General features: G+C 69.9%; 25 protein-coding genes. 13 read left to right on the forward strand and 12 right to left on the reverse strand.

Features of this window, described 5'->3' with window-relative positions; translation table 11 throughout:
- The first annotated feature begins 63 nt into the window (after nt 1-63).
- From ACFY2Z_RS29360 to ACFY2Z_RS29375, 4 genes are all read left to right on the forward strand, one after another.
- Complete coding sequence (locus tag ACFY2Z_RS29360; protein ID WP_390747094.1) at nt 64-513, forward strand: nitroreductase family deazaflavin-dependent oxidoreductase; 450 nt, start codon at nt 64-66, stop codon at nt 511-513.
- A gap of 75 nt (nt 514-588) precedes the next feature.
- Entirely contained in the window at nt 589-1,458 is an 870-nt protein-coding gene (locus ACFY2Z_RS29365) for an aldo/keto reductase (RefSeq protein WP_390747095.1), read from the forward strand.
- A 194-nt stretch (nt 1,459-1,652) separates the two neighbouring features.
- A complete protein-coding gene (locus ACFY2Z_RS29370) occupies nt 1,653-2,567 on the forward strand; it encodes an LLM class F420-dependent oxidoreductase (RefSeq protein ID WP_390747096.1) in 915 nt (304 codons plus the stop codon).
- Between the two features lie 157 nt (nt 2,568-2,724).
- Nucleotides 2,725-3,147 carry a winged helix-turn-helix transcriptional regulator gene (locus ACFY2Z_RS29375; protein ID WP_390747097.1) on the forward strand — a complete coding sequence of 141 codons (423 nt, stop codon included), beginning with the start codon at nt 2,725-2,727 and terminating at the stop codon, nt 3,145-3,147.
- 66 nt (nt 3,148-3,213) lie between these two features.
- Here ACFY2Z_RS29375 and ACFY2Z_RS29380 read toward each other — a convergent pair whose 3' ends face one another.
- Entirely contained in the window at nt 3,214-3,579 is a 366-nt protein-coding gene (locus ACFY2Z_RS29380; protein WP_390747098.1) for a DUF4440 domain-containing protein, read from the reverse strand.
- A 383-nt stretch (nt 3,580-3,962) separates the two neighbouring features.
- Between ACFY2Z_RS29380 and ACFY2Z_RS29385 the strand changes: the two genes are divergently transcribed.
- The gene (locus ACFY2Z_RS29385) at nt 3,963-4,412 is read left to right on the forward strand and encodes a hypothetical protein (RefSeq protein WP_390747099.1); all 450 of its coding nucleotides are present in this window, start codon (nt 3,963-3,965) and stop codon (nt 4,410-4,412) included.
- Between the two features lie 350 nt (nt 4,413-4,762).
- Here the strand turns inward: ACFY2Z_RS29385 and ACFY2Z_RS29390 are convergent, their stop codons facing one another.
- Both ACFY2Z_RS29390 and ACFY2Z_RS29395 read right to left on the reverse strand, forming a co-directional pair.
- The gene (locus ACFY2Z_RS29390) at nt 4,763-5,371 is read right to left on the reverse strand and encodes a TIGR03086 family metal-binding protein (RefSeq protein WP_390747100.1); all 609 of its coding nucleotides are present in this window, start codon (nt 5,369-5,371) and stop codon (nt 4,763-4,765) included.
- Nucleotides 5,372-5,727: 356 nt separating this feature from the next.
- A complete protein-coding gene (locus tag ACFY2Z_RS29395) occupies nt 5,728-6,948 on the reverse strand; it encodes a Cmx/CmrA family chloramphenicol efflux MFS transporter (protein WP_390747101.1) in 1,221 nt (406 codons plus the stop codon).
- Nucleotides 6,949-7,301: 353 nt separating this feature from the next.
- On the opposite strand from ACFY2Z_RS29395, the gene ACFY2Z_RS29400 reads away from it, so the two are divergent.
- From ACFY2Z_RS29400 to ACFY2Z_RS29410, 3 genes are all read left to right on the forward strand, one after another.
- Nucleotides 7,302-8,210: a helix-turn-helix transcriptional regulator gene (locus tag ACFY2Z_RS29400; protein WP_390747102.1), complete on the forward strand. Its 909-nt coding sequence runs from the start codon at nt 7,302-7,304 to the stop codon at nt 8,208-8,210.
- Nucleotides 8,211-8,658: 448 nt separating this feature from the next.
- Entirely contained in the window at nt 8,659-9,495 is an 837-nt protein-coding gene (locus ACFY2Z_RS29405; protein WP_390747103.1) for an alpha/beta fold hydrolase, read from the forward strand.
- A gap of 22 nt (nt 9,496-9,517) precedes the next feature.
- A complete protein-coding gene (locus ACFY2Z_RS29410) occupies nt 9,518-10,051 on the forward strand; it encodes a TetR/AcrR family transcriptional regulator (protein ID WP_390747145.1) in 534 nt (177 codons plus the stop codon).
- A 229-nt stretch (nt 10,052-10,280) separates the two neighbouring features.
- Here ACFY2Z_RS29410 and ACFY2Z_RS29415 read toward each other — a convergent pair whose 3' ends face one another.
- Together ACFY2Z_RS29415 and ACFY2Z_RS29420 are read right to left on the reverse strand one after the other, a co-directional pair.
- Complete coding sequence (locus ACFY2Z_RS29415; protein ID WP_390747104.1) at nt 10,281-11,702, reverse strand: hypothetical protein; 1,422 nt, start codon at nt 11,700-11,702, stop codon at nt 10,281-10,283.
- A 385-nt stretch (nt 11,703-12,087) separates the two neighbouring features.
- Nucleotides 12,088-12,573 carry an SRPBCC domain-containing protein gene (locus tag ACFY2Z_RS29420; protein WP_390747105.1) on the reverse strand — a complete coding sequence of 162 codons (486 nt, stop codon included), beginning with the start codon at nt 12,571-12,573 and terminating at the stop codon, nt 12,088-12,090.
- A gap of 89 nt (nt 12,574-12,662) precedes the next feature.
- On the opposite strand from ACFY2Z_RS29420, the gene ACFY2Z_RS29425 reads away from it, so the two are divergent.
- Nucleotides 12,663-13,340 (forward strand): TetR family transcriptional regulator, encoded by a 678-nt coding sequence (locus ACFY2Z_RS29425; protein ID WP_390747106.1) that lies wholly within the window; start codon nt 12,663-12,665, stop codon nt 13,338-13,340.
- Nucleotides 13,341-13,469: 129 nt separating this feature from the next.
- Here the strand turns inward: ACFY2Z_RS29425 and ACFY2Z_RS29430 are convergent, their stop codons facing one another.
- Nucleotides 13,470-13,925 (reverse strand): cupin domain-containing protein, encoded by a 456-nt coding sequence (locus tag ACFY2Z_RS29430; protein ID WP_390747107.1) that lies wholly within the window; start codon nt 13,923-13,925, stop codon nt 13,470-13,472.
- A gap of 30 nt (nt 13,926-13,955) precedes the next feature.
- A complete protein-coding gene (locus ACFY2Z_RS29435) occupies nt 13,956-14,687 on the reverse strand; it encodes an SDR family oxidoreductase (RefSeq protein WP_390747108.1) in 732 nt (243 codons plus the stop codon).
- Between the two features lie 310 nt (nt 14,688-14,997).
- Between ACFY2Z_RS29435 and ACFY2Z_RS29440 the strand changes: the two genes are divergently transcribed.
- Nucleotides 14,998-15,861, forward strand: coding sequence for a hypothetical protein (locus tag ACFY2Z_RS29440; RefSeq protein WP_390747146.1), 864 nt, complete (start codon nt 14,998-15,000; stop codon nt 15,859-15,861).
- On the opposite strand, the gene ACFY2Z_RS29445 is transcribed toward ACFY2Z_RS29440, so the two are convergent.
- From ACFY2Z_RS29445 to arsM, 5 genes are all read right to left on the reverse strand, one after another.
- Entirely contained in the window at nt 15,858-16,820 is a 963-nt protein-coding gene (locus ACFY2Z_RS29445) for a pyridoxal-phosphate dependent enzyme (protein ID WP_390747109.1), read from the reverse strand. The two genes, ACFY2Z_RS29440 and ACFY2Z_RS29445, sit on opposite strands and share 4 nt — an antisense overlap.
- A 193-nt stretch (nt 16,821-17,013) precedes the next feature.
- Entirely contained in the window at nt 17,014-18,294 is a 1,281-nt protein-coding gene (locus ACFY2Z_RS29450; RefSeq protein ID WP_390747110.1) for a PP2C family protein-serine/threonine phosphatase, read from the reverse strand.
- 135 nt (nt 18,295-18,429) lie between these two features.
- A complete protein-coding gene (gene tnpB / locus ACFY2Z_RS29455; protein WP_390747111.1) occupies nt 18,430-19,854 on the reverse strand; it encodes an IS607 family element RNA-guided endonuclease TnpB in 1,425 nt (474 codons plus the stop codon).
- Between the two features lie 26 nt (nt 19,855-19,880).
- Nucleotides 19,881-20,444 (reverse strand): IS607 family transposase, encoded by a 564-nt coding sequence (locus ACFY2Z_RS29460; protein WP_390747112.1) that lies wholly within the window; start codon nt 20,442-20,444, stop codon nt 19,881-19,883.
- 193 nt (nt 20,445-20,637) lie between these two features.
- Nucleotides 20,638-21,531 (reverse strand): arsenite methyltransferase, encoded by an 894-nt coding sequence (arsM, locus tag ACFY2Z_RS29465; RefSeq protein WP_390747113.1) that lies wholly within the window; start codon nt 21,529-21,531, stop codon nt 20,638-20,640.
- 105 nt (nt 21,532-21,636) lie between these two features.
- On the opposite strand from arsM, the gene ACFY2Z_RS29470 reads away from it, so the two are divergent.
- From ACFY2Z_RS29470 to ACFY2Z_RS29480, 3 genes are read left to right on the forward strand one after another with little or no spacing between them, the layout of a single operon-like run.
- On the forward strand, nt 21,637-22,011 hold the full coding sequence (locus tag ACFY2Z_RS29470; RefSeq protein WP_390747114.1) for an ArsR/SmtB family transcription factor: 375 nt from the start codon (nt 21,637-21,639) through the stop codon (nt 22,009-22,011).
- Nucleotides 22,008-22,745: an aquaporin gene (locus ACFY2Z_RS29475; RefSeq protein ID WP_390747115.1), complete on the forward strand. Its 738-nt coding sequence runs from the start codon at nt 22,008-22,010 to the stop codon at nt 22,743-22,745. The genes ACFY2Z_RS29470 and ACFY2Z_RS29475 overlap by 4 nt, the downstream gene beginning before the upstream one ends.
- Nucleotides 22,746-22,770: 25 nt before the next feature.
- Entirely contained in the window at nt 22,771-23,193 is a 423-nt protein-coding gene (locus ACFY2Z_RS29480; RefSeq protein ID WP_390747116.1) for an arsenate reductase ArsC, read from the forward strand.
- Nucleotides 23,194-23,448: the final 255 nt, after the last annotated feature.

Here is a 23,448-nt window from a genome sequence, read left to right on the forward strand (position 1 = left end):
TCGTCCGGCACCCGACCGCGGACCCCGCGCCCATGCCGTGAAGAACGACTAGGAGCACGAGCGATGCCTCTGCATGGTGAGTACGAGCCGAGCACCACCGACTGGGTGAGGGACCAGGTCGCGCAGTACGAGGCCACCGACGGCAAGGAGGGCGGGACCCTTCTGACGCCCCTGCCGGTCATCATCCTGACCACCAAGGGCGTGAAGTCCGGAAAGATCCGCAAGACGCCCCTGATGCGGGTGGAGCACAACGGCTCCTATGCAGTGGTCGCTTCCAACGGCGGCGCCCACGCGCACCCGTCCTGGTACCGCAATGTCGTCGCACACCCTCTCGTCGAGGTGCAGGACCGCACGGTCAAGCAGGACATGATCGCCCGTGAGGTCCACGGCCAGGAGAAGACAGAGTGGTGGAAGCGCGCGGACGCCGCCTACCCGCTTTTCCCCGAGTACCGCGCCAAGGCCGGACGCGACATCCCCCTCTTCGTCCTGGAGCCGATCGCAGACCAGGGCTGAGCGCCCCGCACCCCAGCGGGCCGCTCTCCTACCGCCACTCCTGCCCACCCCGCACCACACCAGGGAGTACTCACCATGACACAGGTAGCCTCACGTCCCGCCGACGCCTCCGGAGTCTTCCGGCTCGGCGGCGGCCTGCCCGTCAACCGGCTCGGATACGGCGCGATGCAGCTGACGGGCCCCGGCGTGTGGGGGCCACCGAAGGACCCCGAGGAGGCGGTGCGCGTGCTGCGCCGCGCCGTCGAGCTGGGCGTGAACTTCATCGACACCGCGGACTCCTACGGCCCGTTCGTCAGCGAGCAGCTCATCCGTAAGGCACTGCACCCTTACCCGGCGGACCTGGTGATCGCCACCAAGGGCGGACTGTCCCGCCCGGGCCCGGGCGACTGGCGCCCCCTGGGCCGGCCCGAGTACCTGCGGCAGCAGACCGAACTGAGCCTCACCCACCTGGGCGTGGAGCGCATCGACCTCTACCAGTTGCACCGCATCGACCCCCAGGTTCCGCTGGCCGACCAGATCGGCGAGCTACGCCTCATGCAGCAGGAGGGCAAGATCCGCCACATCGGTCTCTCAGAAGTGACGGTGTCGCAGATCCGCGAGGCCCAGAAGATCGCAGACATCACCTCCGTGCAGAACCTGTACAACCTCGCCAACCGCCAGGCCGAGGACGTCCTGGACTACGCCGAGCGGGCGAACCTGGGCTTCATCCCCTGGTTCCCGATGGCCACCGGTCAGTTGGCGCGTCCGGGCGGCCCGCTGGACACCATCGCCAAGTCCTACGACGCAAGCCCTTCCCAGCTGGCCCTGGCCTGGCTGCTCCACCGCTCCCCCGTCATGCTGCCCATTCCTGGCACCTCCAGCGTGTCCCACGTCGAGGAGAACACCCGGGCCGCGCAGATCACCCTGAGCGACGCCGAGTTCCAGACGCTCAGCGAGGCCGTATAAGCGACGTCCGTCCGGGGAGCGGGTTGCCGGCCCTGCCCCTGCGCCGCTCCTGGGAAGGCGGGCACAGAACAACAACCGGTTTGCCCGATTCCCTACGCGCGGCGCGCAACGGTCCACCCCGGACCGGGAAAGGAAGAGCCGCGCTCAGAAATCCGCAGCACGAGCAGGCCGGCCCTCCCAGCAAGGAGCAGACGATGCACAGCCCACACCCCACGGCACCGAAACCCGCCGTAGGCCGTTTCGGTGTCTTCAGCCATGAACTGCGCTCCGAAGACCCGGAGCTGCACAGCCAGGTGCGTGACGCGGCGGCCGAACTGGAGGAACTCGGCTTCGGCACCATCTGGCTCGGTGGCAACAGCAGCGTGCACCACGCGGCACATCTGGCCGGGTCCACCGAGCGCATTCCGCTGGCCACCGGAATCCTCAACATCTGGTACGAGGCCGCCGAGACGGTAGCCCACGAGCGGGCCGAGCTGGAACGCGCCCACCCGGACCGGTTCCTCCTGGGTCTGGGCGCCAGTCACGCAGAGCTGGCGCAGAACTACCAGCGGCCCTACTCCACGATGGTCGAATACCTCGACGCCCTCGACGCCGCCGCCACACCCGTGCCGGCGAAGCGCCGGATCCTGGCGGCGCTCGGACCGAGGATGCTGCGTCTGGCCCGCGACCGGGCCGCCGGCGCCCATCCCTACCTGGTCACTCCTGAGTACATCGAAGACGCCCGGGGTGTCCTGGGTGACGGTCCGCTCCTGGCCCCCGAGGTCACCGTGGTCCTGGAAAGCGAGGCCGCCAGGGCACGCGAGACGGCACGCGGATTCCTCGCGTACTACCTCCGACTGCCCAACTACGCCGCCAACCTCAAGCGCCTGGGCTTCACCGACGAGGATCTCAGCGACGGCGGCAGCGAGCGCCTGGTCGACGCCCTCGTCGCCTGGGGCACGGACGACGCCATCAGCGCCCGCCTGGCCGAGTTCCACACCGCCGGCGCCGACCACCTGGCCCTGCAGATCATCACCTCAGAAGCACGCGAGCCCCTGCCCCGGGCCCACTGGCGCCGTCTCGCCGACATCACCGGCGTGACCGCACGGAACACACCACCGCACACCTGAGGACGCCGACAGCGGTTGAGGCGATCCGTTCCAGGATCGGCGAGCAGATCGAGCCGCACACTCAAACCTCTAATGGAGGCCAAACCAAACCTCTAATGGAGGCCAAACCTCAAATGGAGACATAGCTCCGTTTCGTGGCATGGTATAGGATATTGTCATGGCTGCAGAAGAGCGCTCAGCGAGCACTGACCCGAACCCGCCGCCCATGAACATTCTTGACGCGCTCTGCCCGAGCCGTGACGTGTTCGTGGACCTGGCCGACAAGTGGGTTCTGCTCATGCTGGTGAGCCTTCGCGAGCTCGGCGTCCAGCGCTACTCCGAACTGCAGCGATCCCTGGGCGGCATCAGCCGCAAGATGCTGTCCCAGACCCTGCGGACACTGGAACGGGACGGCCTGGTCCTGCGCAGCGTCGACCCCAAGGTGGCTCCACCTCTGGTGCTGTACGGACTGACCGAACTCGGCCGTGAGGTCGCCGAGGAGACGCGGACCCTGTGCACGTGGACCGAGAAGCGGGCCGCCACGGTGCACGAGGCCCGCGCCGCCTACGACCGCCGCCAGGCCGCCCCCCAGGAAGGCTGAGCCCGCACCGCGTACATGCCCTGCACAGCCAGGAGCCGACCCCGGACTCCGCAGCCGCGGGAGGGTTCAGCTGGTCAAAGTCGCCTGGTGGAAGTACATGCGCCAGCCAGTCTCCGTCAGCCGCCACAGGGAACTCCGCCAGGCGCGACGCCCCTGATTGTCGGCGAGATACGTCAGATGAACGACGCCCGGAGCAAGAACGACCCCGGACATCGCACTGACCTTCACCGGAGACTCCGATGACACCGTTCCGGCGCTCGTGGCAGCGAGGATCGACTCCACGTCCCACCGCCGCCCCGACGCCCCGAACTCGGTGAACTCCGGATCCAGAAGCTCCAGCACAAGGGCCGTAGAAGCACGCACCTCGGGATCAAGCAGACGCATCTCTCCATGGATGGCTGCTTGCACCGCTCGCTCGCTGTCGCCGGTCATGCCTGCACCCTACGGACCCTTCTCGCCTGTGCCCAGCGAACAGATCACCCGGCGCGAGCTTCGTCGCCGACGCCGCCACCGCTGTGAAACAGCCCTCGGGCGTGGAGGTGAGTACGGATACTCAGGATCGGGCAAGGGGTGACGCCTATCGTGAGCTTGACCTTGAAATGGGGGACGCGGAGATGCGGGAGGGTTTCATGGGAAAGGGTGGGTTCGGAGCGGCCGGACGGAGCGGGTCCCGGCAGCGCGGCAGGGGCGCCGCAACAGCGGCTCTGATCCTGCTCGCGACGTTGCCGCTCGGCGCCTGTGGTACGGAGCACGCGACCGCGGGGGCGGCCGGCGGGACCATGACCAAGGGGACCGGAACCACCCGGAGCCCGTCCATGAGGTCGTCTCCCTACGTGGAGCCGGGGGCCGGCGACGGCGCCCCTCACTACCGCGAGAACAACGGCTTCCGGATCTCGGGGAACATGTCCGCCGCGAGCGCCAAGGACGCCCAGCGGGAGGCCGACCGCATCGAGCCGGTGCTCAAGCGGCTGTGGCAGCGAAGGACGTGGGACCCGAAGACGGTCCGCGCTGCGATGCTCAAACTCGGCTACCAGGAGGAGAGTTTCGACGCCAAGGGGAACCTGCTCCGCGGGACACTGCAGGTCAAACCGATGGACTCGCGTTTCGAGAACGGCCGGGAGGTCAGGCCCGAGGGCGCCCTGGTGGGCCTGCGCGTCCATGCCGATGCCTGCGTCACCGCGTTCGTGCAGAAGACCAATTACCAGGTGTCAACCAATGGCCCCTACCCGGAGGCGGGTTGCTTCGAGCCACCTGCCGGTCACTGAGAGCCGAGGGCGGTTTCCGAACAGCTCCACCGCCGGCGCCGACAACCCGGAATCCGTCAGCCCCGGCGGGCGGCACCGTCGGCGGCGGACCTGCCGGAGGGCCATCGGCCTCCACACGCAGTGCGGCCGCGAGGGTTACGAGGCCCGCCATCGCAGACCGACCAGCGCGACCCTCGCTTCATGCACCCGCCCCCCTTCGAACCGGCTCGCCTCGGGCCTGTCGTCAAACTCCCGCCTCCCCCACGACACCATGCACGCTCCCCCACGCTCGGCTTCGCTCGCGCGGGCGGTGCCCCCACCGCCGCACCGGGAGAAACCCCACGTACATCCAACCCTTCAGGTCAATACACCTAGCGCGTGGGCCGGGCCCATCGGGGATCCCTGCCGGTCAGGGCCAGGGCACGGTCGAAGAGAGGCGCGTGAGCATCTTGCGGCACCTCCTCGCCCAGAAGGCCCGAGGCGCGCATGCGGGGTGCCTCTCGCGTGTAGGTGTCGAACGCGGCCTTGGCCAACGACGCGGGGACGTCGAGACGCTGACCGGTGGCCACCGCAACGTCCCAGGCATGGATGGCGAATTCGGCAATGAGGATCTCCCCCAGCGCAGTGGCGGGCATAGGCGGCCCGCCCAGCGCGGCCTCCCCCTCCCACGCCGCCGACGCCGACCACGCGGTTGCCGCCGGCTCTGCCTTGCCGGCCAGCAGATCAGCCCAATCGGAATCCGGCCGTTCGGCAAGGAAAGGCACCGGGTTGGCGGTCAGCAGGCTGGGGTCCCATGCCGTCCGGGCCCCCACGTCCCGTGTCAGCAGGAGCATCATGGCGATGTGATTGACGAGATCCTTCACCGTGAACTCCGCGCAGGGGGTCGGATCGCCGTACCGGTCCACCGGTACGCCGTCGACGGCGGCCACGACCAGATCGATACTCTGCGCCAGTTGCTCCGTCCTCGTCGAAGACATCATGCGGCATCCCTTCTTCTGGCGCCCCAGACCGGGGCGAACGGTCCTTATTGATGGTCTGTTGGCCGGAGCCCTCTGCTGCGGCGGCTCGCTGGCGTGTACAGGGAGCGCAGATCGCGGCACCGCCGCACGGCTACCGATGCCACACCACCACGTCACTGACTCGGCGGGAGCAGATGCGCTCCGCGAAGCGGCGGAGCCCACAACTGCAACCGCCTCCGGCCGACGGCCGAATCACCGAAGACGGGTGACCGAGCCGGCCTGCGGCGGCAGACCCTGCACCACACCCCGCGTGTTGCGGAAACGGGAGCCCAGGGACGGCAGCCCGGGGCACGCACACGCCATACGGGCTGGAACCGTCAGAGGACGGCGCCGGCCCGCTCCGGCTCAGGAGTGGGCGGGAGCACTACGTCTTCCGGTGCGGCAGCCTGGTGGCGCCGGGTGAGGCGGCGGTCCAGCAGGGTGGTGCCCATGGCGGCCACCGCGAACGCGGCGCCGATCCACGCCGTACCCGCCAGACCCAGCCCGGTGCCGATGACGAGACCCGACACCATGGGCGCGGCCGCGATGCCGACGTTGAAGGCCGCGATGTTCACCGCGCCCCCCAGCGTCCGGGTCTCGCCCAGGATCGAGAACACCCTGGCGTTGACGGCGGGCGTGACGGAGAACTCGGCCGCGCCCAGCAGCACCACGAGCGGGATTGCGGCCCACACACTGCCCGCGGTGACCGCGAGGACGGCCGCGACCACGGCGAAGGAACCCATGCCGCAGAGCAGGAGGGCGAAGGGGGTCCGGTCGGCGGCACGTCCTCCCACGGTCAGACCGGCCAGCGCACCCACGCCGTAGATCCCGAGCACCACGGGGACGAGGCCCTCGCTGAGCCCCGTGACGTCCTGAAGGAGGGCACCCAGGTAAGCGAAGATCGCGAAGTTGGCGGCCACGGACAGCGCGGTGGTGCCGTAGGCGACCCACAGCCGCGGCACCCGCAGCGAACGCAGCTCCGCACTCAGGACAGGCTGCTCCGCCGCGGTCCCACGGCCGCCGGGCAGGACGATCATCAGGGCGACCGCGGAGAGCGCGGTGAGCGCGGCCACGGCCCAGAAAGCCGCCTGCCACCCGGCATGCTGCGCCAGCACCGTACCGGCCGGAACACCGACGATCGTCGCCACACTCAGCCCGGAGACGACCACCGACACCGCCCGGCCGCGCTGGGAGGCGTCCACCAGCGACACGGCCGCGACCGAGGCCAAAGCCCAGAACCCGGCGTAAGCCATCGCCGACACCACCCGCATCGCCAGCAGGAACCCGAAACTCGGCACCAGTGCGGCAGCCACATGAGCGGCGATGAAGACGAGCTGGAAACCGATGAGCGCGACACGGCGGGGCATCCTCAGCGTGACCAGACCGAGCAGAGGCGCTCCGACGAGCATACCGACGGCGAAGGCGGACACCAGCAGCCCGGCGGAGGCGAGAGGCACACCTAGATCATGGGAAATGGAGGGCAGCACCCCGGAGAGCATGAACTCCGACGTGCCCTGAGCGAAGATTCCCAGGCTCAGGACATAGATGACAAAGGGCATGATTCAGCTACTCCGAAGAAGGGGGTCGAGAGAAGGAAGGCCAGCCGCGCCCGCTCCACCGCCGATGTCACCCCACACGTGGGACACACACCAACGCGGACCCGCACACACGGGGCTCACACACGTGGATTCACACGCGGAGGAGTCACACGCAGGTGGGCGCTCACCACACACTGGTGAGGGCTCCGCTTCAGCCGTAGAGCACCGATCAGGCGACGCTGCCATCCCGGTCCGCAATCCAGGGTCGCGTCCCGCACGCCCCCGCGGGCGCCCCGCGCACGCCTAACCGAACCTAGGACTGGCTGGTCCACCCTCACCCGCCGCAGAGGCCCTGCCGGAGTGACACTGGACGCATGGACCACAACGGCGAACTGGGCGACTTCCTGCGCTCACGACGAGCCCGCCTGCGTCCCGAGGACGCAGGAGCCCCCTTCAGCAGCGGCGCACGCCGCGTGCCGGGACTACGCCGCGAAGAGGTCGCACACCTGGCCGGCGTGAGCACGGACTACTACGCCCGCCTCGAACAAGGCCGCCACCCCCACGTCTCAGAGGCGGTGCTGGACGCCGTTGCCCGGGCCCTGCGCCTGGACGACACCGAGCGCGGCTACCTCTTCGAACTCGCCCGCCCCAAGACACCCGGTACGGGTCGGCCCCGCGCCGCCCAGCTACCGCGGGTACGGCCCGCCGTCCACCGCATGCTCGACGTCCTCAACGACGTCACCCCCGCTCTCGTCATCAACCACCGCATCGACGTACTCGCCGCCAACCACCTCGCCCAGGCCGTCATCACCGACTTCACCGCTCTCCCCCACCGCGAACGCAACCTCGCCCGCTTCGTCCTCCTCAGTCCCGCCGCCCGCGACCTCTACACCGAATGGGAGAAGGTCGGCGAGACCTTCACCGCCGGCCTCCGCCTAGCCGCGGCCCGCTACCCCGACGACCGCCGGCTCAACGAACTCCTCGGCGAACTCTCCGTCAAGGTTCCCGAATTCCAGACCTGGTGGGCAGCCCACCGCGTCGACCAATGCGCCCACGGCACCCAACATCTCCACCATCCCCTGGTCGGCGACCTCACCCTCGACTACGAGACCCTCACGCTCCCCACCGACCCCGGCCAAACCCTCTGCCTCTACACCACCGAACCCCACACCCCCTCCGCCGAAGCCCTCCAACTCCTCGCCAGCTGGAGCACCCCCACTCCCCAGCGAACCGCCCCCGAACACCAGACACCCACCAACCACCAAACCCCGCACCGCCACTAGGGAGTGTCTGCAGCCCTGATCGGTTGCTTCGCGTCATTGCGAGCAGACGCTCCTCCAGATGATCGCGTCGTTGATGCCCGGGCCCGGGCGGCGCGGGTCCCCTGCTCCAGCGGGACGAACGAGCACGGCTCTACCGCATCGACGACACGCTCGTCGCCGGACTCGTGAGGGCGTTCGCCATGGTCGATGCCCGCCCCGACCTGCTGTGCGGCGAACCGGCCGGACCGGCCACCTGATCCGAGACCGGGCCGACAGGCCCGTTCTGCTGCTCGGTTGGCACGGGCGATCGCATCGAGCCGCCCGTCCAGGTGCCAGGCCGGGATGGTCCAGGAGTTCCTTGAGGACGCACTGCCGCAACTCGTGGATGCAGGCGTCGACCAGCTCATGTTGACAGACTTGGTTAATCAGATTAGCTTTTAGCTAACACGGTTAGCCGAATGGGGATGTCATGACCGAGTACCTTGCCGTCGACGGCGGCACGCTCGCTTACGAGGTGGCGGGGTCCGGGCCGCTGATCGTTCTCGCGCACGGCATGGGCGACAGCCGCGCCGCGTACCGTGCCGTGATCCCGCCGCTGGTGGCGGCGGGCTATCGGGTCGCTGCGGTCGATCTGCGCGGCTGCGGCGAGTCCAGCGTCGGCTGGCCGGCCTGGAGCCGCACCGCCATCGCCGGCGACCTGCTCGCTGTGATCCGCCATCTGGGCGGTCCGGCCGTGCTCGTCGGCCACTCGATCTCCGGCGGCGCCGCCACCATCGCCGCGGCGCAGGAGCCCTCGCTGATCGCAGCGGTCGTCGAGTTGGCGCCGTTCACCCGCAAGCAGTCGATCCGCCTCGGCGATCTCCGGGTGAAGCGCTTCAGGCAGGGCATGCTGCGGCTGCTCGGCGCGGGCACGTTCGGCAGCGTGCCGCTCTGGCGCTCGTACCTCGACGTGGCCTACCCCGGCGTGAAGCCCGCCGACTGGGCCGAGCGGCTGGGCCGTGTCGACGCCCTGTTGCGCGAACCGGGCCGGATGAAGGCCATGCAGGGCATGGGCCGCAGCGCGCCGACCGACGCCGGCGCGCAGCTCGAAGGCGTCCGCTGCCCGGTCCTGGTCGTGATGGGCACGCTCGACCCCGACTGGGCCGACCCGCACGCCGAGGGTTCGGCGATCGTCGAGGCCCTGCCGTCCGGCCTCGGCCGCCTTGAGATGATCGAGGGCGCCGGGCACTACCCGCACGACCAGTTCCCCGACCAGGTGGTTGCACTCATGCTCACCTTCCTCCGATCGGCCGCCGCTCATGCCTAGGGCCGGCCTGGACCCGGCGGCCGTGGTCGCGGCCGGTGCCGCCCTCGCTGACGAGGTGGGCCTCGCCGGCCTGACGATGGGTTTGCTCGCCGAGCGGGTGGGCGTGCGTACCCCGTCCCTGTACAAGCACGTGGGCGGCCAGGAAGACCTCAACCGGCGCATCGCGGCCCTGGCGTTGCACGAGGCCGCCGACGCCGTCGGCAGCGCGGTCCAGGGGTACGCGGGCCGCGACGCTCTGGCGGCCGCGGCACGCGCCTTCCGCGCCTTCGTCCTGGAGCACCCCGGCCGGTACGCAGCGACCATCGGCATGGAACCGTCCGGCCCGGACGATCCGCTGGCCACCGCGGGGCAGCGGCTGCTCGACGCGTTCACGGCGGTCCTGCGCGGCTACGAGATCGCAGAGTCCGACGTGGACCACGCCCTGCGCATGCTCCGCAGCCTCTGCCATGGCTTCGCCACGTTGCAGGCGGCCAACGGCTTCCAGTGGAGCGCCGACATCGACGAGAGCTTCGAGTGGCTGATCGCCTTCACCGACCGGGGCCTGCGCGCCATGTGAGGCCGCCGCCGTCTACCGCTTCGACATCGTCGGAGAGGTTGAGGTGGGCGAAGACGCTGTAAGGGCGAGGTCGCGGCGACTGTCCGCGGGCTGTGGCCTCTGGATGTGAAGAGGCTCATTGCCTTCGTCGAGAAGCCCTCCTACGCGGCGTACGAGGCGTTGATCCAGCATTACGGGCAGCCCCGGCCGCGCGCACGCCATCGACCCTTGAAGGCGCTGCCCAGCGTGTTCAAGTGTCCACCCCGGCCTCCAACTTGCGACGCCGCAGCACATGGTCGCTGAAGAGGTGCCGGCTCCGGTCGAGCAGTTCCCCCACCTCCGCATCGCCGCGCCGCACATGCGCCGACGGATGCCAGCGCTGCACGGACTGCCCTGCCCAGGCGCGCAGCTTCACATCCGGGTCCTCCAGCAGCCCTACCGCCGCCCGCAGCGCCACAACTCCGCCGCGCGCATCGAGCAGCCGGAATGCGGCGAGCCGGACGTACCGCGGCCACTCTGAGCCGGTGCGTTCCAGCAGCCAGTCGGCGGGCAGTTCCTTTGCCGATGGCAGGAGCGCGACGGCCGTCTCGCGCACGACACCGGCGGCAGGGTCGTCGAGGAGCGGCCGCAACTGCTCCGCATCCGCGCAGTCCAATGCCCGCAGCCCGGCCACCGCCTGTGCACGCACCCCGGCCGCCGGGTGCGCGACCAGCGGCCACAGCAGCCCGGCGTCCGCGCGGACCCCGCACTCGGCCAGTCCGATGACCGCACCGGGCGACAGCTCCGGGTCGTCCGGTGCCGTGCACCGCTCCCGGTACCAGGCCGTCGGATCACCTCCATGTTGTCGTACGACATACCGGGCACAAGCACGCACCAGCGCTGACCGGTCGCTCAGGAACTGCTTCGCCTGCTCTGACCGCCCCGCCCGCCGCAGCGCGGTGACGCCCGCCGAACGGGTGCGCGGGTTGCGCGCGGTCAGCAGTGGCGGCAGCACGTCCTCGTACGCCTCCTCGTCACGCAGGGCCGTGAGCGCTGCTGTGGCGCACAGGTCCTGGACCACGGTGTCCGGGTCTTGAGCGGCCGCGCGGGCCAGCTCGGAGGGACGGAGCAGCCGGCCTTCGACGGCCAGCCGGTACGCGAACCGCCGGACGATGCGGTCGGGGTCAGCGAAGAGAACAGCGAGCCGCCCGTGGGATGCCCGGCGCAGAACCTCCCCGAGCACCTCGACGCCGAAGGCGCCTCTGTCGCGGCGGCCGACGCGCAGGATCAGCGGCGTGAGGTCGAGGGCAGAGCCCACATCCAGGACCTCGCGCAGTAGCTGCCGGGCGCGCTCACGCACTGGGCCGACCCAATCAGCGCAGCGGATCACGATCAACGGCAGCAGAGCGGGGTAAGGGGCCGACCGACCTACCGCCTCCTGACGGATCCGCCCGTCGCGGTGGCAGAGGGCAAGGGCGAGCCGAGACTCGCCAAGCTGGGTCAGGTCGACGGGCAGCGGGGCCGAGTGCTCCCACTCCGGCAGGAGCCGCGAGCGGTACCAGGCCACCTCACGCACTCCTGCGTCCAGTGCGAGCCAGTCGCCGGGGTCGGCGACATCGAGCGTGCTCCGAAGCGGCGCATCTCCCGCGAGCCGCATCGCTGCCGCAGTCCCGTCCTTGATGTCCCTACGCATCCCCGCCCCCTTTTCCAGCAGCCGTACCGGTGATCGTAGGGTGCGGGGTGCACGCAGGGCGCGCGAAATTCGGCCCGGGCGGTTCCTCGTGGGCCCGGCCGTCGGCTCCGAGGATCCGCCGCGGAGTCGGGGAGGTCGCCGGGTGGATGCCGAACACTCCTCGGGCCCGCAGCTCGTCCAGGTCGCGGAGGTGGATTCCGGGGAGGGCGTCGAGTAGGTCGGCCTGGGCGGCGCGGATGTGCGCGGGCGCCGGGGGGCCGGCGCCAAGGGTGCGGCGGGTTGTCACGCGGTCCTCGTACGAGCGGCGGCGCTGCGAATGTGAATCGCTACCGGTTGGCCCACTGCTCGTCGTGCCGCGCGCCTCGGCCACTGACTCTCGGGCACTTCAGTCCAGCGTCCTCGGCCGGAGGGGCGACGTGGGTCGGAGGGCGCCGGCGTCGTCCAGGTCGTCGAGCACGGCCGGCAAGGCCTCGGTCAGCATCTTCGTCCTGACCGAGCGCAGCACCTTCGACATGACGAACCCGCCGAATCCTGTGAAGCCGGTGTGTTCCCAGGTGAACCTGGTGCCGGTGGGGGTCACTTCGAGGCGGTAGGCGACGAAGGTGGCCGCACCGTTCTCGTCGCCGACCCAGGTGAAGCGGAGCAGTCGTGGGGCGTCGACCTCGAGAACCTCGCAGTCGACGATCCCGCGCCAGCCCGGCGTCGGCTTCCCGATGAACCGGAACCTCGTGCCGACCGTGGGTGAGAAGCCTTCCGGACGGCCGCCTTGGCCGGTGGACGTCCACAGCGGGACGAGTGCCGGGTCGGTCAGCGCCCGCCAGACCTTCGCCACCGGATGGGGGTAGTCGCAGACGATGCGGAACTCACTCATGGGGACTCCTTGGCACACCCGGGCTTCTCTACAGTCGCTATAAATTTATAGTGATTGAGTTATTTTGGCTACTGTACTAACATGCGGGCATGAGTGGCACGGGCATGCGTCGGGCGACCGAAGGGCTGCGGGAGCGCAAGAAGCGGCTGATGCGCCGGCAACTGTCGGACACGGCCGCGCGCATGTTCATGGCGCGGGGGTTCGACGCGGTCCGGGTGGCGGAGGTCGCCGAGGCCTGCGGGGTGTCGGAGAAGACTGTCTTCAACTACTTCCCCACCAAAGAGGCGCTGGTCATGGACCGGCTGGAGACGACCATGGCCGCCCTGCGCACCGGGTTGGCCGAGCACGAGGTTCCGCCGGTCGCGGCGGCGCTGCGCATCCTGGACTCCGAGCTGACAGGCGTGATGTCCTCCCTGACCGAGAGCAGCGATCCGTCGGCAGCGATCGCCGCCCACCAGCGCTTCGGTGACCTGATCAGAACCACGCCCGCACTGCGGGCCTACCAGAGCGACATGATGGACCGGTTCGTCGCGGTGGCCGCCGAAGTCCTCGCCGAGCGGGCCGGAATGAAGCCCGAAGACCCGGAGCCTCAGGTCGCGGCGGCCGCACTGCTCGGCCTGTGGAGGGTCCAATTCCACAGCCTGCGCCGCCACATGGACGCGGAACGTACGCCCTCGGAGATCCACCAGCGGGTCGCAGGCGACGTGCGCCGTGCGGCTCGGCTCATCGACACCGGTCTCGCCACCTTCGCCGCCGACGGCGAGTGATCACGGACAGCAGGCGAGGTGCCGCCGCACCGATGCCATGAGCCGGCCCCGCACACCCGCACGGGGCCGGCTCGCCGTCCGGCACCCGCTTCCACGTACGGGAACGGCAGCACCCGCACAAGCGGTGCGTCAGGTCGCCGAGGTACCCGGACGGGGAGCTCGCAGATGTTGACGCCGGGCCAGTTCCTCGTCGTCGACCAGGGTGAGCATGGGCCGGCCCGGCACACACACCATGGTGACGAGGAAGCGGCTCCTGGAGTCCGTCCGGTTGTTCCCGTCCTGGTAGTGGATGACATCGCCGCCCGGCTCCCAGAACGTCTCCCCGGCCTTGATCACCCGCTCAGGCTCGCCTTCCAGTTCGAAGAGCATCTCCCCCTCCAGCATGTAGCCGAAGGCAGGTCCCGAGTGCCGGTGGGGAGGAGTTCCCGGATCGCCGGGAGGGAACTCGACCATGACCGTCATCACCTCCGGGCCCTCCGGAACGAACGGCGGTGTCACTGACTGCAGCACAGTGAGCGCCGTCTTCCATGCCTCCGAGCGCGGTGGGCTCATAGCGCCGTCCGACGCCGACTCTTCGTCCGCCATGGCGGGACCTCCAGGGTTGGACCGGGCGCTTCAGGAGAGCCAGTCGCTGTAGTGCGTGGGGGCGATGCGGACGTCGCCCTTGGGGATGAGGGCATCGCCGGGGACCGCGGCGAACATGCCGGCGGTGTCGTCGGTGACGACTCGGCGGCCGTCGGGGCGGGCGTTCAGGGTGATCCGGCCGAGTTCGTCCAACGGGAAGACATCGGGACCGGCGACGTTGAGGGCACCGTTCAACGGGGCGCCGACAGCGACTTCGGCGACGGTGTCCGACACGTCCTGGGCGGCGATCAACTGGAGCGGAGTGGCCGGCAGACGGACGACGTCGCCCTCGGTGGTCCAGGACAGGACCGCGTCCATGAACTCCATGAACTGGGTGGCACGGACGATCGAGTAGGGAATCGGCCCCGACTTGAGGAGGTCCTCCTGGAGGACCTTGGCCCGGTAGTAGACGAGCTTGGGCACTCGGTCCGCGCCGACGATCGAGAGGATGACGACGTGCCCGACCCCTCCCCGGTGGCCGGCGGCCAGAAGGTTGTCCATCGAGGTGCGGAAGAACTCCGGGGAGGCGTCGTCGAAGGTCGGGGAATTCGTCAGATTGACAACAACATCGGCTCCGGCCACCGCCTCCTCCACACCCTGGCCCGTGATCACATCGACACCCGTGGACTTGGAGTGCGGTACAGCTTCGTGTCCGGCCTCGCCCAGCTTCCTCACCACCCGCGACCCGATCAATCCGGTGCCGCCGAGCACAGCGATTTTCATGGGGAACCTCCCGTCTCGTACCGATCGGTGATGGGGCCTACGTCCAGACTGCGACGGTGCGGTGTCGGGCGCACGCGACGCGTGCACGCTTGCGCCAGGGCCGGAGCACACCAGGGGACGGGCGATGTACGCCGGCCCAGGGCACATCGCGGGCGAGCACCACCCTCGCCCGGCGCACCCGTACCCCCTTCGGACTACTCCTTCAGGGCGCGGCCGGGTCCACCGGGGACCCCGACAGCGACCGGAGCCAAAGAGGCCGAAACACGGCTCTCCGCGCCGCGGAGCCGCACGATAGGCCTTCGGCATGCGAATACCGAAGCTGTCACGGCAGCGCCTCCTCGCCCTGAGCGCCACCCTCGCCTGTACCGTCCTCGCGGTGAGCCCACAGCCTGCCGCCGCCGCGGACACCTGGACGCCGGTCGGCTCCGACAGAGCCCGGCCCCTGACGGAAAGTCAGGGGCTGACCAGCATCTACACCCCTGCCGGAAGTCCCAACCGGTACACCGGCCTGGGCACCATCCCCCTCGGCACCAGCAGCCGCGGCTGGAACCACGTCGGCGACCCGGACGCCTCCCCGGAGGGCTACTACATCGAGCCCTACCAGTCGGACTCCGGGACCGCCAAGATGTTCCGGGTGCAGCGGCCCGACGGCACCTGGGCGGAGTACACCCATCAACTCGCCAACGGCGAGGCCTCCAACAACTCCTTCGACGCGATCGCCCCCGGCGGCCGGTGGATGGTCTCCGGGGAATGGGGCACGATGACCCGCCTCCTGGTCTTCCCCACTCCCGGGCAGAACCCCGACACCTCCCCCTCCCAGAACCTCCCACTGGCCGCGACGATCAATCTCGACCACGCGGTGGCGGACATCCAGGGCTGTGACTTCTCCAGCTCGACGACCCTCTTGTGCGCCTCGGACGACTCCGCGGGCGTCCTGTCCGGGATGACCAAACCCCTGGTACAGATCGATCTCGCGGGGCCGCTGACCGGAACCGACGTCTCCGGCCATGTCACGGCCCTGCGTCAGCTACCGCTGGAGAGCTGGTGTACGGGAAACTATGAGGTGGAGGGCATCGACTACGACACCCGCACCGGCATCCTGCGCACCATCGTGCTGTCCCCGAGCGTATGCGTCGCCCTCGACAGCAAGACCTGGCGGTTCGTCAGGGGCTAGCGTGGTCCGTAGGTGTTGAGAAAGAGAACCGGGGCCGGGCCCAGACGGCCGTCGTCCGCCATCGCGAGCAGTGCCGCCAGCGCCTTGGCGGTGTACACCGGTTCGAGCTCCAGCGACGCGGTGGCCGTGGCCAGGGCCCGCGCCCGCTCGGCCTCGAGGGTGGCGTGACCGTAGCCAGGGCCCAGCCAGTCCCTGACCATGGTCACGTCATCCACGGTGAGGCGGACGGGCGGAAAGTCGGCACCACGCTCCCGCAGCAGACGTTCCGTCCGGCCGGCCAACGCGACGACGGCCGGGGCATCGAGGCGAAGGGTGTCGTTGACGACCACACCCACCACCCGGGTGTGCACCCCCGCCAGCCGCAGGCCAAGCGCCAGCCCGGCCGCCGTACCCCCGGAGCCGACCGCTGTGACCACATGAGAGGGCTCGGGCAGCTCACCCGAGGCGATCTGGTCCGCAAGTTCGAAGGCCGCTTCGACATAGCCGAGCGTGCCGACGGGGGTCGATCCGCCCGGGGGCACGAAGTACGGGAGCCTGCGGCCGGTGGCATGCCGTAGGAACAGCCAAGGGGCGGATGCGATGGTCCGCCGCTTGGTGTGGGTACGGTACAACGCTGCGCCCGAGCGGCGCAGCCGGACCAGTTGCGCCCGTACGTGCTCGTCGAGCGGCTGGTCGATCAGGGCGATCGCGGTGGAGAGCCCCTGCTCCTTGCCGTAGAGGGCGGCGGCCAGTCCCCAGTTGGTACCGAGACCGCCCACGGTGAGGAGAGTGCGCGCCCCCTGTCGGCGGGCATCCGGCAGGATCCACTCCAGCTTGCGGATCTTGTTGCCGCCCCAGCCGCCCGCTCCGTATCCGCTCTCGTCCTTGCACCACATCGGGACCGTGGAGGTCAGGCCGGTCAACTCCCGGACAGACGTGGGCGGTTGGCCGAGCCGAAGGTAGGGCAGCGTGTCGGTCAACGGCGTGAAGCGTCTGTGCAGCAACGGACGGCTCATACTGACGCCCTTTCAACTCACTTGCTGTGTCCGCGATCGCGTGGACAACGCGTGAATGTCCCTTCGAGTCCAGGCCGGGTGCCGGTCCGCCACACGCCTTCAACGAACGGAGCCGTTCCAGCCGTTCAGATCTCACGGTGAGGGGCGGGTTGGCCGGTCAGGTGGTGATCACGGGCTCGTCGCGGCAGGTGGAGGGGGGAAGACCGACTCGGGTCTCCAGGCTCTCGGGGCGGTAGGGGGTCGGCCCGTGCCACTCCAGCAGCACGATCGTGGCGTCGTCGTTGAGCTGTCCGTGGTGGTAGTCGAGGTGGTGGTGGATCAGACGGCGCAGGGTTTCCGGGACGGGCAGGTCGTCCGTGTGGTGGCGGACGAGGAAGTCGATCAGACGTTGAAGGCCGAATTCCTGGCCGGTCGGATTGCGGGCTTCGGTGATGCCGTCGGTGTAGAGCAGCAGCCGGTCACCGGGTTCCAGCTGGTCTCGGCAGACGGTCGCGGGCAGATCCAGGCCGGTGCCCAAGGGGGGTGAGGGCGGGCAGGCCGGGTGCACGACCGTGCGGCGGCCGCGGACGATGACCGGCGGGTAGTGGCCGTGGCTGATCCAGGTGAACAGGCCGGTGGCCAGTTGCAGATGCGCCAGGATGCCGGTGGCGTAGCGTGCGCCGCGGAACTGCTCTGTGAGCACCTCCTCGATGCCGACCCCGGTCTGGACCAGGTCGGCGCCCTGGCGCCGGTAGTTACGGCACGTGGCCACCGCCAGATTCGCGGTCAGTCCGGCGGCCGTGTCATGACCCATCGCGTCGAAGAGCGCCATGTGCACGGTCTCATCGGCCAGAGCGTAGTCGAACGCGTCGCCGCTGACCTCGTAAGCCGGTTCCATCACCGCGCTGATCAGGACCCGGTCGGTGGCGAAGGTTCGCGGCGGCATCAGACACCACTCCATCTCGGCCACCACCTTCATCCGGCGGCGCCGGACCAGCCGGGCGTAGGAGTCACTCGTTCCGCGCTTGCTGGCCAGCAGCAGTGCGACCAGTGCCGCCAGCTTGCCCACGTCCTCGTCCGGCTCCTGCGCATCCGGCAGGGTGACCCGCAGCACTCCCATGCGCTCGGTTCCGTCCAGCAGGGGAACCCACCACCGCCCACTGGAGGACGCCGACGCCGGGAAGACCCCGCCCAGCTGGAAGGCCCGGCCCGCCACCGTGCCCTCGACCGACATCTCGGCCGGTGGGTCGGTGCCGCCCCGTCCGGCGTCCCCACCCTCCCCGGTGAGCAGGTGCAGCCGGTCCTGTTGCAGATCTACCAGGTAGATCAACGTTTCGTACCAGCCCGCCCGCGCGGCGTGCGCCGCCACCGCCGCGGGCACCTGTTCGAAGGTCATCAGATGGCTGGCCGCGACCAAGTCTCCGAGCGCCCGCGCACGTGCAGCCGCCATGTCGCTCATCGGGGGCACACCTTCCTCGCCGGCCGGGACAGGCGCACTCGACCCAGGTCGTCGTGCTCCTCCCACGCTAACCGTTGCCGAGACCGTAGTCAGGTCTCAGCATCCCGGGCATTCCGGCCCGGGAGGTCCGTCTCGTCACCAAAGCGTGAGGGCTTCAGCTTGAGTACGGTCTCTCGCTTCCTTCTGCCGCTGGTGCGGCAGCGTTGCGCCACCTGCCTGCCCCGCCGTGGCCTTTCGGCTGCGGCGGGTGGTGCGGGTCTTCTGGTCGGCTCCACGAGGCTTCGACACCTGTGTGGTGTCCCGGTCTCCGGCCACTCCGGTACCGGTCGTGCTCGCCGCTGCGAGGGCGACGAGGTTGCGGGCAGCGTTGTCGTCCCGGTCGATGACCAGGCCGCAGGCGTCGCAGTGGTAGGTCCGGACGTGCAGCGGCAGCTTGGCTTTCACCGCGCCGCACCCGGAACAGGTCTTGGAGGACGGGTACCAGCGGTCTGCGGTGATGGTGCGGGTGCCGTGCCGCTGGCTGGTCTTGTAGGTGAGCTGGTGTCGGATCTCGCCGAACCCGGCGTCGGCGATGCGGCGGGCCAGACGCCGGTTGCGGAGCATGCCGGCGACGTTGAGGTCTTCGACCACGACCGTGCCGTATTCGGCGGCCACGGCGGTGGTGAGCTTGTGCAGGGCGTCCGCGCGGAGGTTCGCCACCCGGTGATGCAGCTTGTTGCGGGCAGCGTTGGCCTTCTCCCACCGCTTGGACGGCTTGTGCCCGGTGCGGCGGTCGGGTCCACGACGGCGGGAGACGGTACGCGAGGCCCGGCGCAGCTGCTTCAGCGCGGCGTCGTAGTGTCCGGGGTTGGGGACGGTGCGGATCTCTTTGGTGCTGTCGGCCATCACCGCGAGCGTCTTCACGCCGATGTCGATCCCCACCGCCACGTCGGGGCGGGCGACGCGTTCGATGTCCCGCGCGGCTTCGGCCTGGAAGGAGACGAACCAGCGTCCGCGCTCATGCCGGACGGTGGCGGAAAGGATGCGCGCGGTCCCGGCCTGCACGCGGGCAAGGAGCTTGACGGTGGGCTCGTGGGTGCGGATGGTGCCGAGCCTTGGCAGCGTGACGTGCCGGCCGTCGGCTTCGACGCGGATCGTGCCGGTGGTGAACCGGCAGGCGAGGCGGGCCTTTCGCTTCGGCTTGAACCGAGGTGCGCCCACCCGCTTGCCGCGCCGCTTGCCCTGCTTCGACTTGGCATAGTTGTCGAACGCGGCGGCCGCGTTGGCCAAGCCGGTGTTGTACGCCTCCTTGGAGTTCTCCTCCCACCAGTCGGCGAACCTGGCTTCGACGCGCTTTGCGGCGTTGAACTCCTTCCGCAGCGCGGGAAGCGACCACGGCCGCCACTTGGTCAGCTCCGCCTCGGACACGCCGTACGAAGTCTCCGCCGCGCGCTGCCGCCACGAGGCGGTCACCCAGCCCACAGCCCAGTTGTACGCCGCCCTCGCCGCACCGCAGTGCGAACGCAGCGCGGTCTCCTGAGCGGAGTTCGGATCCAGCGCGAACCGGAACGCCTGCACCACGAAACCAGGCTGGGGCTGGAACTTCTTCACTGGTCGGCCTCGCCGGTCGCCACGGCCACTGCGCGGGCAGCGCAGTTCTTCGCCGCCCTCCGCCCGTGCAGACGCATGCACATCGAGGTCAGCACCTCGGTTATGTCCCGCACCACGTCATCAGCACTCTCGGCGGAATCCAGGACGACCAGGCGCCGCCCGGCCGCCGACAGCACCGCCTCCAGATGCTCGACACCGAACCGGGCCAGCCGGTCGCGGTGCTCGACCACGATAACGGCCGCGCCCGGGTCTGACAGGAGCTGGTGCAGCTTGTGGCGCCGCCCGTTCAGCCCGGACCCGACCTCGGCGACGGCCAGCCCCTGCCGGTTCGCACCGGCCACGACGCGGACCGCCTGCCGGTCCAGGTCATCCTTCGGCTCGGCGGACGAAACACGGCAGTACGCCACCACCCGCCCGGCCGACTCCTTGGCGGGCTCATCGACCAGCCACGTCCCGGAGGGCGCTTGGCGGACCGGAACGGGCATCTTCCCGTCCTTTACCCACCGCCAAGCGGTCTGGTAGCTCACGCCCTGCTGACCTGTCCACTCCGAAAGCTTCACACGATCAAGATATACAACTACAGACGACCATAGATGACTACGAAAACATCGAAGGTTGCCGTCCATCCAGATCAACCCGGCCGCCGCTCTCGCTCCCGGGCGTGGCCGACGGCGGCGCGGCAGCCGGATCGCTCTGCGGCTGTGAAGGGGTGTCGCGCCTTCAAGGCGCGTAGCGTGTAGCAGGCCGACGGCGTCAGTCCCGGCAGCCGGACTCCGATGCGGTCTTGGCCTCGGTCACGGTGAGGGCGGGGTCGGCGGAAGTCTCGGCGGGGGTACAGCAGGCGTTGACGCCGCAGCACACGTCGCTCAGCTCCGCTGCCCGGTGGGCACTTCCGGCGGTCGGCGGCTTGGTGGCGCGCACGATCGCGGAGTGCATGCCGTCGGCGACCGGGTGGGTCGGAGTGATCTCGACGTCGGTGAAACCGGCGGCTTCCAGGCCCGCGCGGTATTCGGCGAAGGAGAGCGCGCCCGCGATGCATCCGACGTAGTCACCGCGCTCGGCGCGTTGTTCGGGGGTGAGCGCGTCGTCGGCGACGACGTCGGACACGCCGATCCGGCCGCCGGGCTTGAGCACGCGGAAGGCCTCGGTGAATACGGCCGGCTTGTCCGTGGACATGTTGATCACGCAGTTGGAGATCACCACGTCGATCGTGTGCGCGGGCAGTGGGATCGCCTCGATCGTGCCCTTGAGGAACTCCACGTTCGTCGCCCCCGCCTTCGCCGCGTTGGCCAGCGCGAGGGCGAGCATCTCCTCGGTCATGTCCAGCCCGTACGCCTTGCCCGTCGGGCCGACGCGGCGGGCGGAGAGCAGGACGTCGATGCCGCCGCCGGAGCCGAGGTCCAGAACACGCTCACCCTCGCGCAGCTCGGCGACGGCGGTGGGGTTGCCGCAGCCGAGCGAGGCGGCGACGGCCTCGACGGGCAGTGTGTCGCGCTCCTCGGCGGCGTACAGGGCCGAGCCGAAGTTCTCGTCGACCTCGACCGGCTCGGGTCCGCAACAGGCGGTGCTGCACTCGGAGACCTTCATGGCCGCCGCCGCGTACCGCTGACGGACGGTCTCGCGCAGGTCGGTGGACTGCTCGTTCATGACTCACTCCCAGGGGGCGGGGCACAGGAGGGCCCCGGAACGGCCTGTATCGACGTGCATCGATGCAACCTTGCGCCCTGATTCGAAAAACGTCAACATAGAGGCATGTCGAAACAAGAGCTTGAGGTGATCGGCCAGGACGGCGCCTGCTGCCCGGGCCTGTCCGCCGCGCCGCTGGACGAGGACCACGCGGCCGAGCTGGCCAAGGTGTTCAAGGCCCTGGGTGACCCGGTCCGGCTGCGCCTGATGTCGATGATCGCCTCGCGCGGGGAGGGCGGCGAGGTCTGTGTGTGCGAGCTGACCCCGGCCTTCGACCTGTCCCAGCCGACGATCTCCCACCACCTCAAGCTCCTGCGGCAGGCCGGTCTCATCGACTGCGAGCGACGCGGGACCTGGGTCTACTACTGGGTACTGCCGGGTGTCCTGGACCGGGTCGCCACATTTCTGACCACCCCGCAGACCGCCGGAGCCCGCGCGTGAAGGCGCCTCTCGGCCGCCGCGTCACCGCCGAGGCGATCGGAACCGGGCTGCTGGTTGCGGTGGTGGTCGGCTCCGGCATCCAGGCCACCGCGCTGTCGAGGGACGCCGGCGTGCAACTGCTCGCCAACTCCCTCGCCACCGTTTTCGGTCTGGGTGTGCTGATCACCCTGCTCGGGCCGGTCTCCGGCGCGCACTTCAACCCGGCCGTCACCCTGGCCGCCTGGTTCACCGGCCGCCGCGCCCCGGACGGCCTCACCCTGCGGGACGTCGCCGCGTACGTGCCGGCCCAGATCGCCGGCGCGATCGGTGGGGCGATCCTGGCGGACGCGATGTTCGCCAAGCGGCTGGTGGCGTTCTCCACCCACGACCGCTCCGCAGGCCATGTGTGGATGGGCGAGGTCGTCGCCACGGCCGGGCTGATCCTGTTGATCTTCGGACTCGACCGGATCGGCCGAGCCTCGCTCGCTCCGGCCGCGGTGGCCTCCTACATCGGGGCGGCCTACTGGTTCACGTCGTCGACGTCCTTCGCGAACCCGGCAGTGACCATCGGTCGGGCCTTCACCGACACCTTCGCCGGGATCGCGCCCGCCTCAGTCACCCCGTTCATCACCGCCCAGTTGCTCGGCGCCGCGCTGGGGCTCGGCATCGTGGCCGCGGTCTACGGCACGACAGCCACCCCGGCCCGCCCCGAGGCCGGCGTCCCGCACAGCGCACCCGAACCCGCCTCCTTCTGACCGCACCACGAGAAAGACACCTGCCATGAGCGCTTCCGTCCCGCGTCCGTCCGTGCTGTTCGTCTGTGTGCACAACGCCGGCCGTTCCCAGATGGGCGCCGCCTTCCTCGCCCGTCTCGCCGGCGACCGGGTCGAGGTCCGCTCGGCCGGCTCCGCGCCTGCCGACTCCGTCAACCCGGCTGTCGTGGAGGCGATGAAGGAGGTCGGCGTCGACATCTCCGCCCAGACGCCGAAGGTTCTCACCACACAGGCCGTGCAGTCGTCGGACGTGGTGATCACCATGGGCTGCGGGGACGCCTGCCCGGTCTTCCCCGGCAAGCGGTACCTGGACTGGCAACTGGACGACCCGGCGGGCCAGGGCGTCGAGGCCGTCCGGCCGATCCGCGACGCCGTCGAACAGCGAGTGCGCGGGCTCCTCGCCGAGCTTGGGATCCCGGCCTCCGCATGACCGCCAGGCGGGGCGGGGTCGCTCGGCCCAGACCGTGGTTGGGATCGACCCCGGCAACTCCCGCTCCGGCGGAACACGCCGCCGGCCCCCACGGCAAACGGGTAGGCGCCGGCAGCCGATGCCTGTTACGGCTGCTCAGAGGGAGCAGACAAGGAGGCGATGCAGATGCTCGGCGAAGAGCTCAGTTCCGAGAGAAGCGCGGCCCGAGACGCCCCGACGACGCCCTGCCACGGCTCCGAAGAATCCGGCTCGCTC

This window comes from Streptomyces sp. NPDC001222 (assembly GCF_042896945.1).
In the GTDB taxonomy this organism is placed as follows: Bacteria; Actinomycetota; Actinomycetes; order Streptomycetales; family Streptomycetaceae; genus Streptomyces; species Streptomyces gibsoniae.

What these genes read in the sequence shown, in the direction of transcription:
- ACFY2Z_RS29420 (WP_390747105.1), bottom strand. Translation starts at nt 12,573, where the DNA reads ATGAGTGAGTTCCGCATCGTCTGCGACTACCCCCATCCGGTGGCGAAG.
- ACFY2Z_RS29470 (WP_390747114.1), top strand. Translation starts at nt 21,637, where the DNA reads ATGTCGAAACAAGAGCTTGAGGTGATCGGCCAGGACGGCGCCTGCTGC.
- ACFY2Z_RS29390 (WP_390747100.1), bottom strand. Translation starts at nt 5,371, where the DNA reads ATGATGTCTTCGACGAGGACGGAGCAACTGGCGCAGAGTATCGATCTG.
- ACFY2Z_RS29400 (WP_390747102.1), top strand. Translation starts at nt 7,302, where the DNA reads ATGGACCACAACGGCGAACTGGGCGACTTCCTGCGCTCACGACGAGCC.
- ACFY2Z_RS29405 (WP_390747103.1), top strand. Translation starts at nt 8,659, where the DNA reads ATGACCGAGTACCTTGCCGTCGACGGCGGCACGCTCGCTTACGAGGTG.
- ACFY2Z_RS29395 (WP_390747101.1), bottom strand. Translation starts at nt 6,948, where the DNA reads ATGCCCTTTGTCATCTATGTCCTGAGCCTGGGAATCTTCGCTCAGGGC.
- ACFY2Z_RS29435 (WP_390747108.1), bottom strand. Translation starts at nt 14,687, where the DNA reads ATGAAAATCGCTGTGCTCGGCGGCACCGGATTGATCGGGTCGCGGGTG.
- arsM (WP_390747113.1), bottom strand. Translation starts at nt 21,531, where the DNA reads ATGAACGAGCAGTCCACCGACCTGCGCGAGACCGTCCGTCAGCGGTAC.
- ACFY2Z_RS29365 (WP_390747095.1), top strand. Translation starts at nt 589, where the DNA reads ATGACACAGGTAGCCTCACGTCCCGCCGACGCCTCCGGAGTCTTCCGG.
- ACFY2Z_RS29480 (WP_390747116.1), top strand. Translation starts at nt 22,771, where the DNA reads ATGAGCGCTTCCGTCCCGCGTCCGTCCGTGCTGTTCGTCTGTGTGCAC.
- ACFY2Z_RS29380 (WP_390747098.1), bottom strand. Translation starts at nt 3,579, where the DNA reads ATGACCGGCGACAGCGAGCGAGCGGTGCAAGCAGCCATCCATGGAGAG.
- ACFY2Z_RS29385 (WP_390747099.1), top strand. Translation starts at nt 3,963, where the DNA reads ATGAGGTCGTCTCCCTACGTGGAGCCGGGGGCCGGCGACGGCGCCCCT.
- ACFY2Z_RS29425 (WP_390747106.1), top strand. Translation starts at nt 12,663, where the DNA reads ATGAGTGGCACGGGCATGCGTCGGGCGACCGAAGGGCTGCGGGAGCGC.
- ACFY2Z_RS29360 (WP_390747094.1), top strand. Translation starts at nt 64, where the DNA reads ATGCCTCTGCATGGTGAGTACGAGCCGAGCACCACCGACTGGGTGAGG.
- ACFY2Z_RS29430 (WP_390747107.1), bottom strand. Translation starts at nt 13,925, where the DNA reads ATGGCGGACGAAGAGTCGGCGTCGGACGGCGCTATGAGCCCACCGCGC.
- ACFY2Z_RS29450 (WP_390747110.1), bottom strand. Translation starts at nt 18,294, where the DNA reads ATGAGCGACATGGCGGCTGCACGTGCGCGGGCGCTCGGAGACTTGGTC.
- ACFY2Z_RS29370 (WP_390747096.1), top strand. Translation starts at nt 1,653, where the DNA reads ATGCACAGCCCACACCCCACGGCACCGAAACCCGCCGTAGGCCGTTTC.
- ACFY2Z_RS29375 (WP_390747097.1), top strand. Translation starts at nt 2,725, where the DNA reads ATGGCTGCAGAAGAGCGCTCAGCGAGCACTGACCCGAACCCGCCGCCC.
- ACFY2Z_RS29415 (WP_390747104.1), bottom strand. Translation starts at nt 11,702, where the DNA reads ATGCGTAGGGACATCAAGGACGGGACTGCGGCAGCGATGCGGCTCGCG.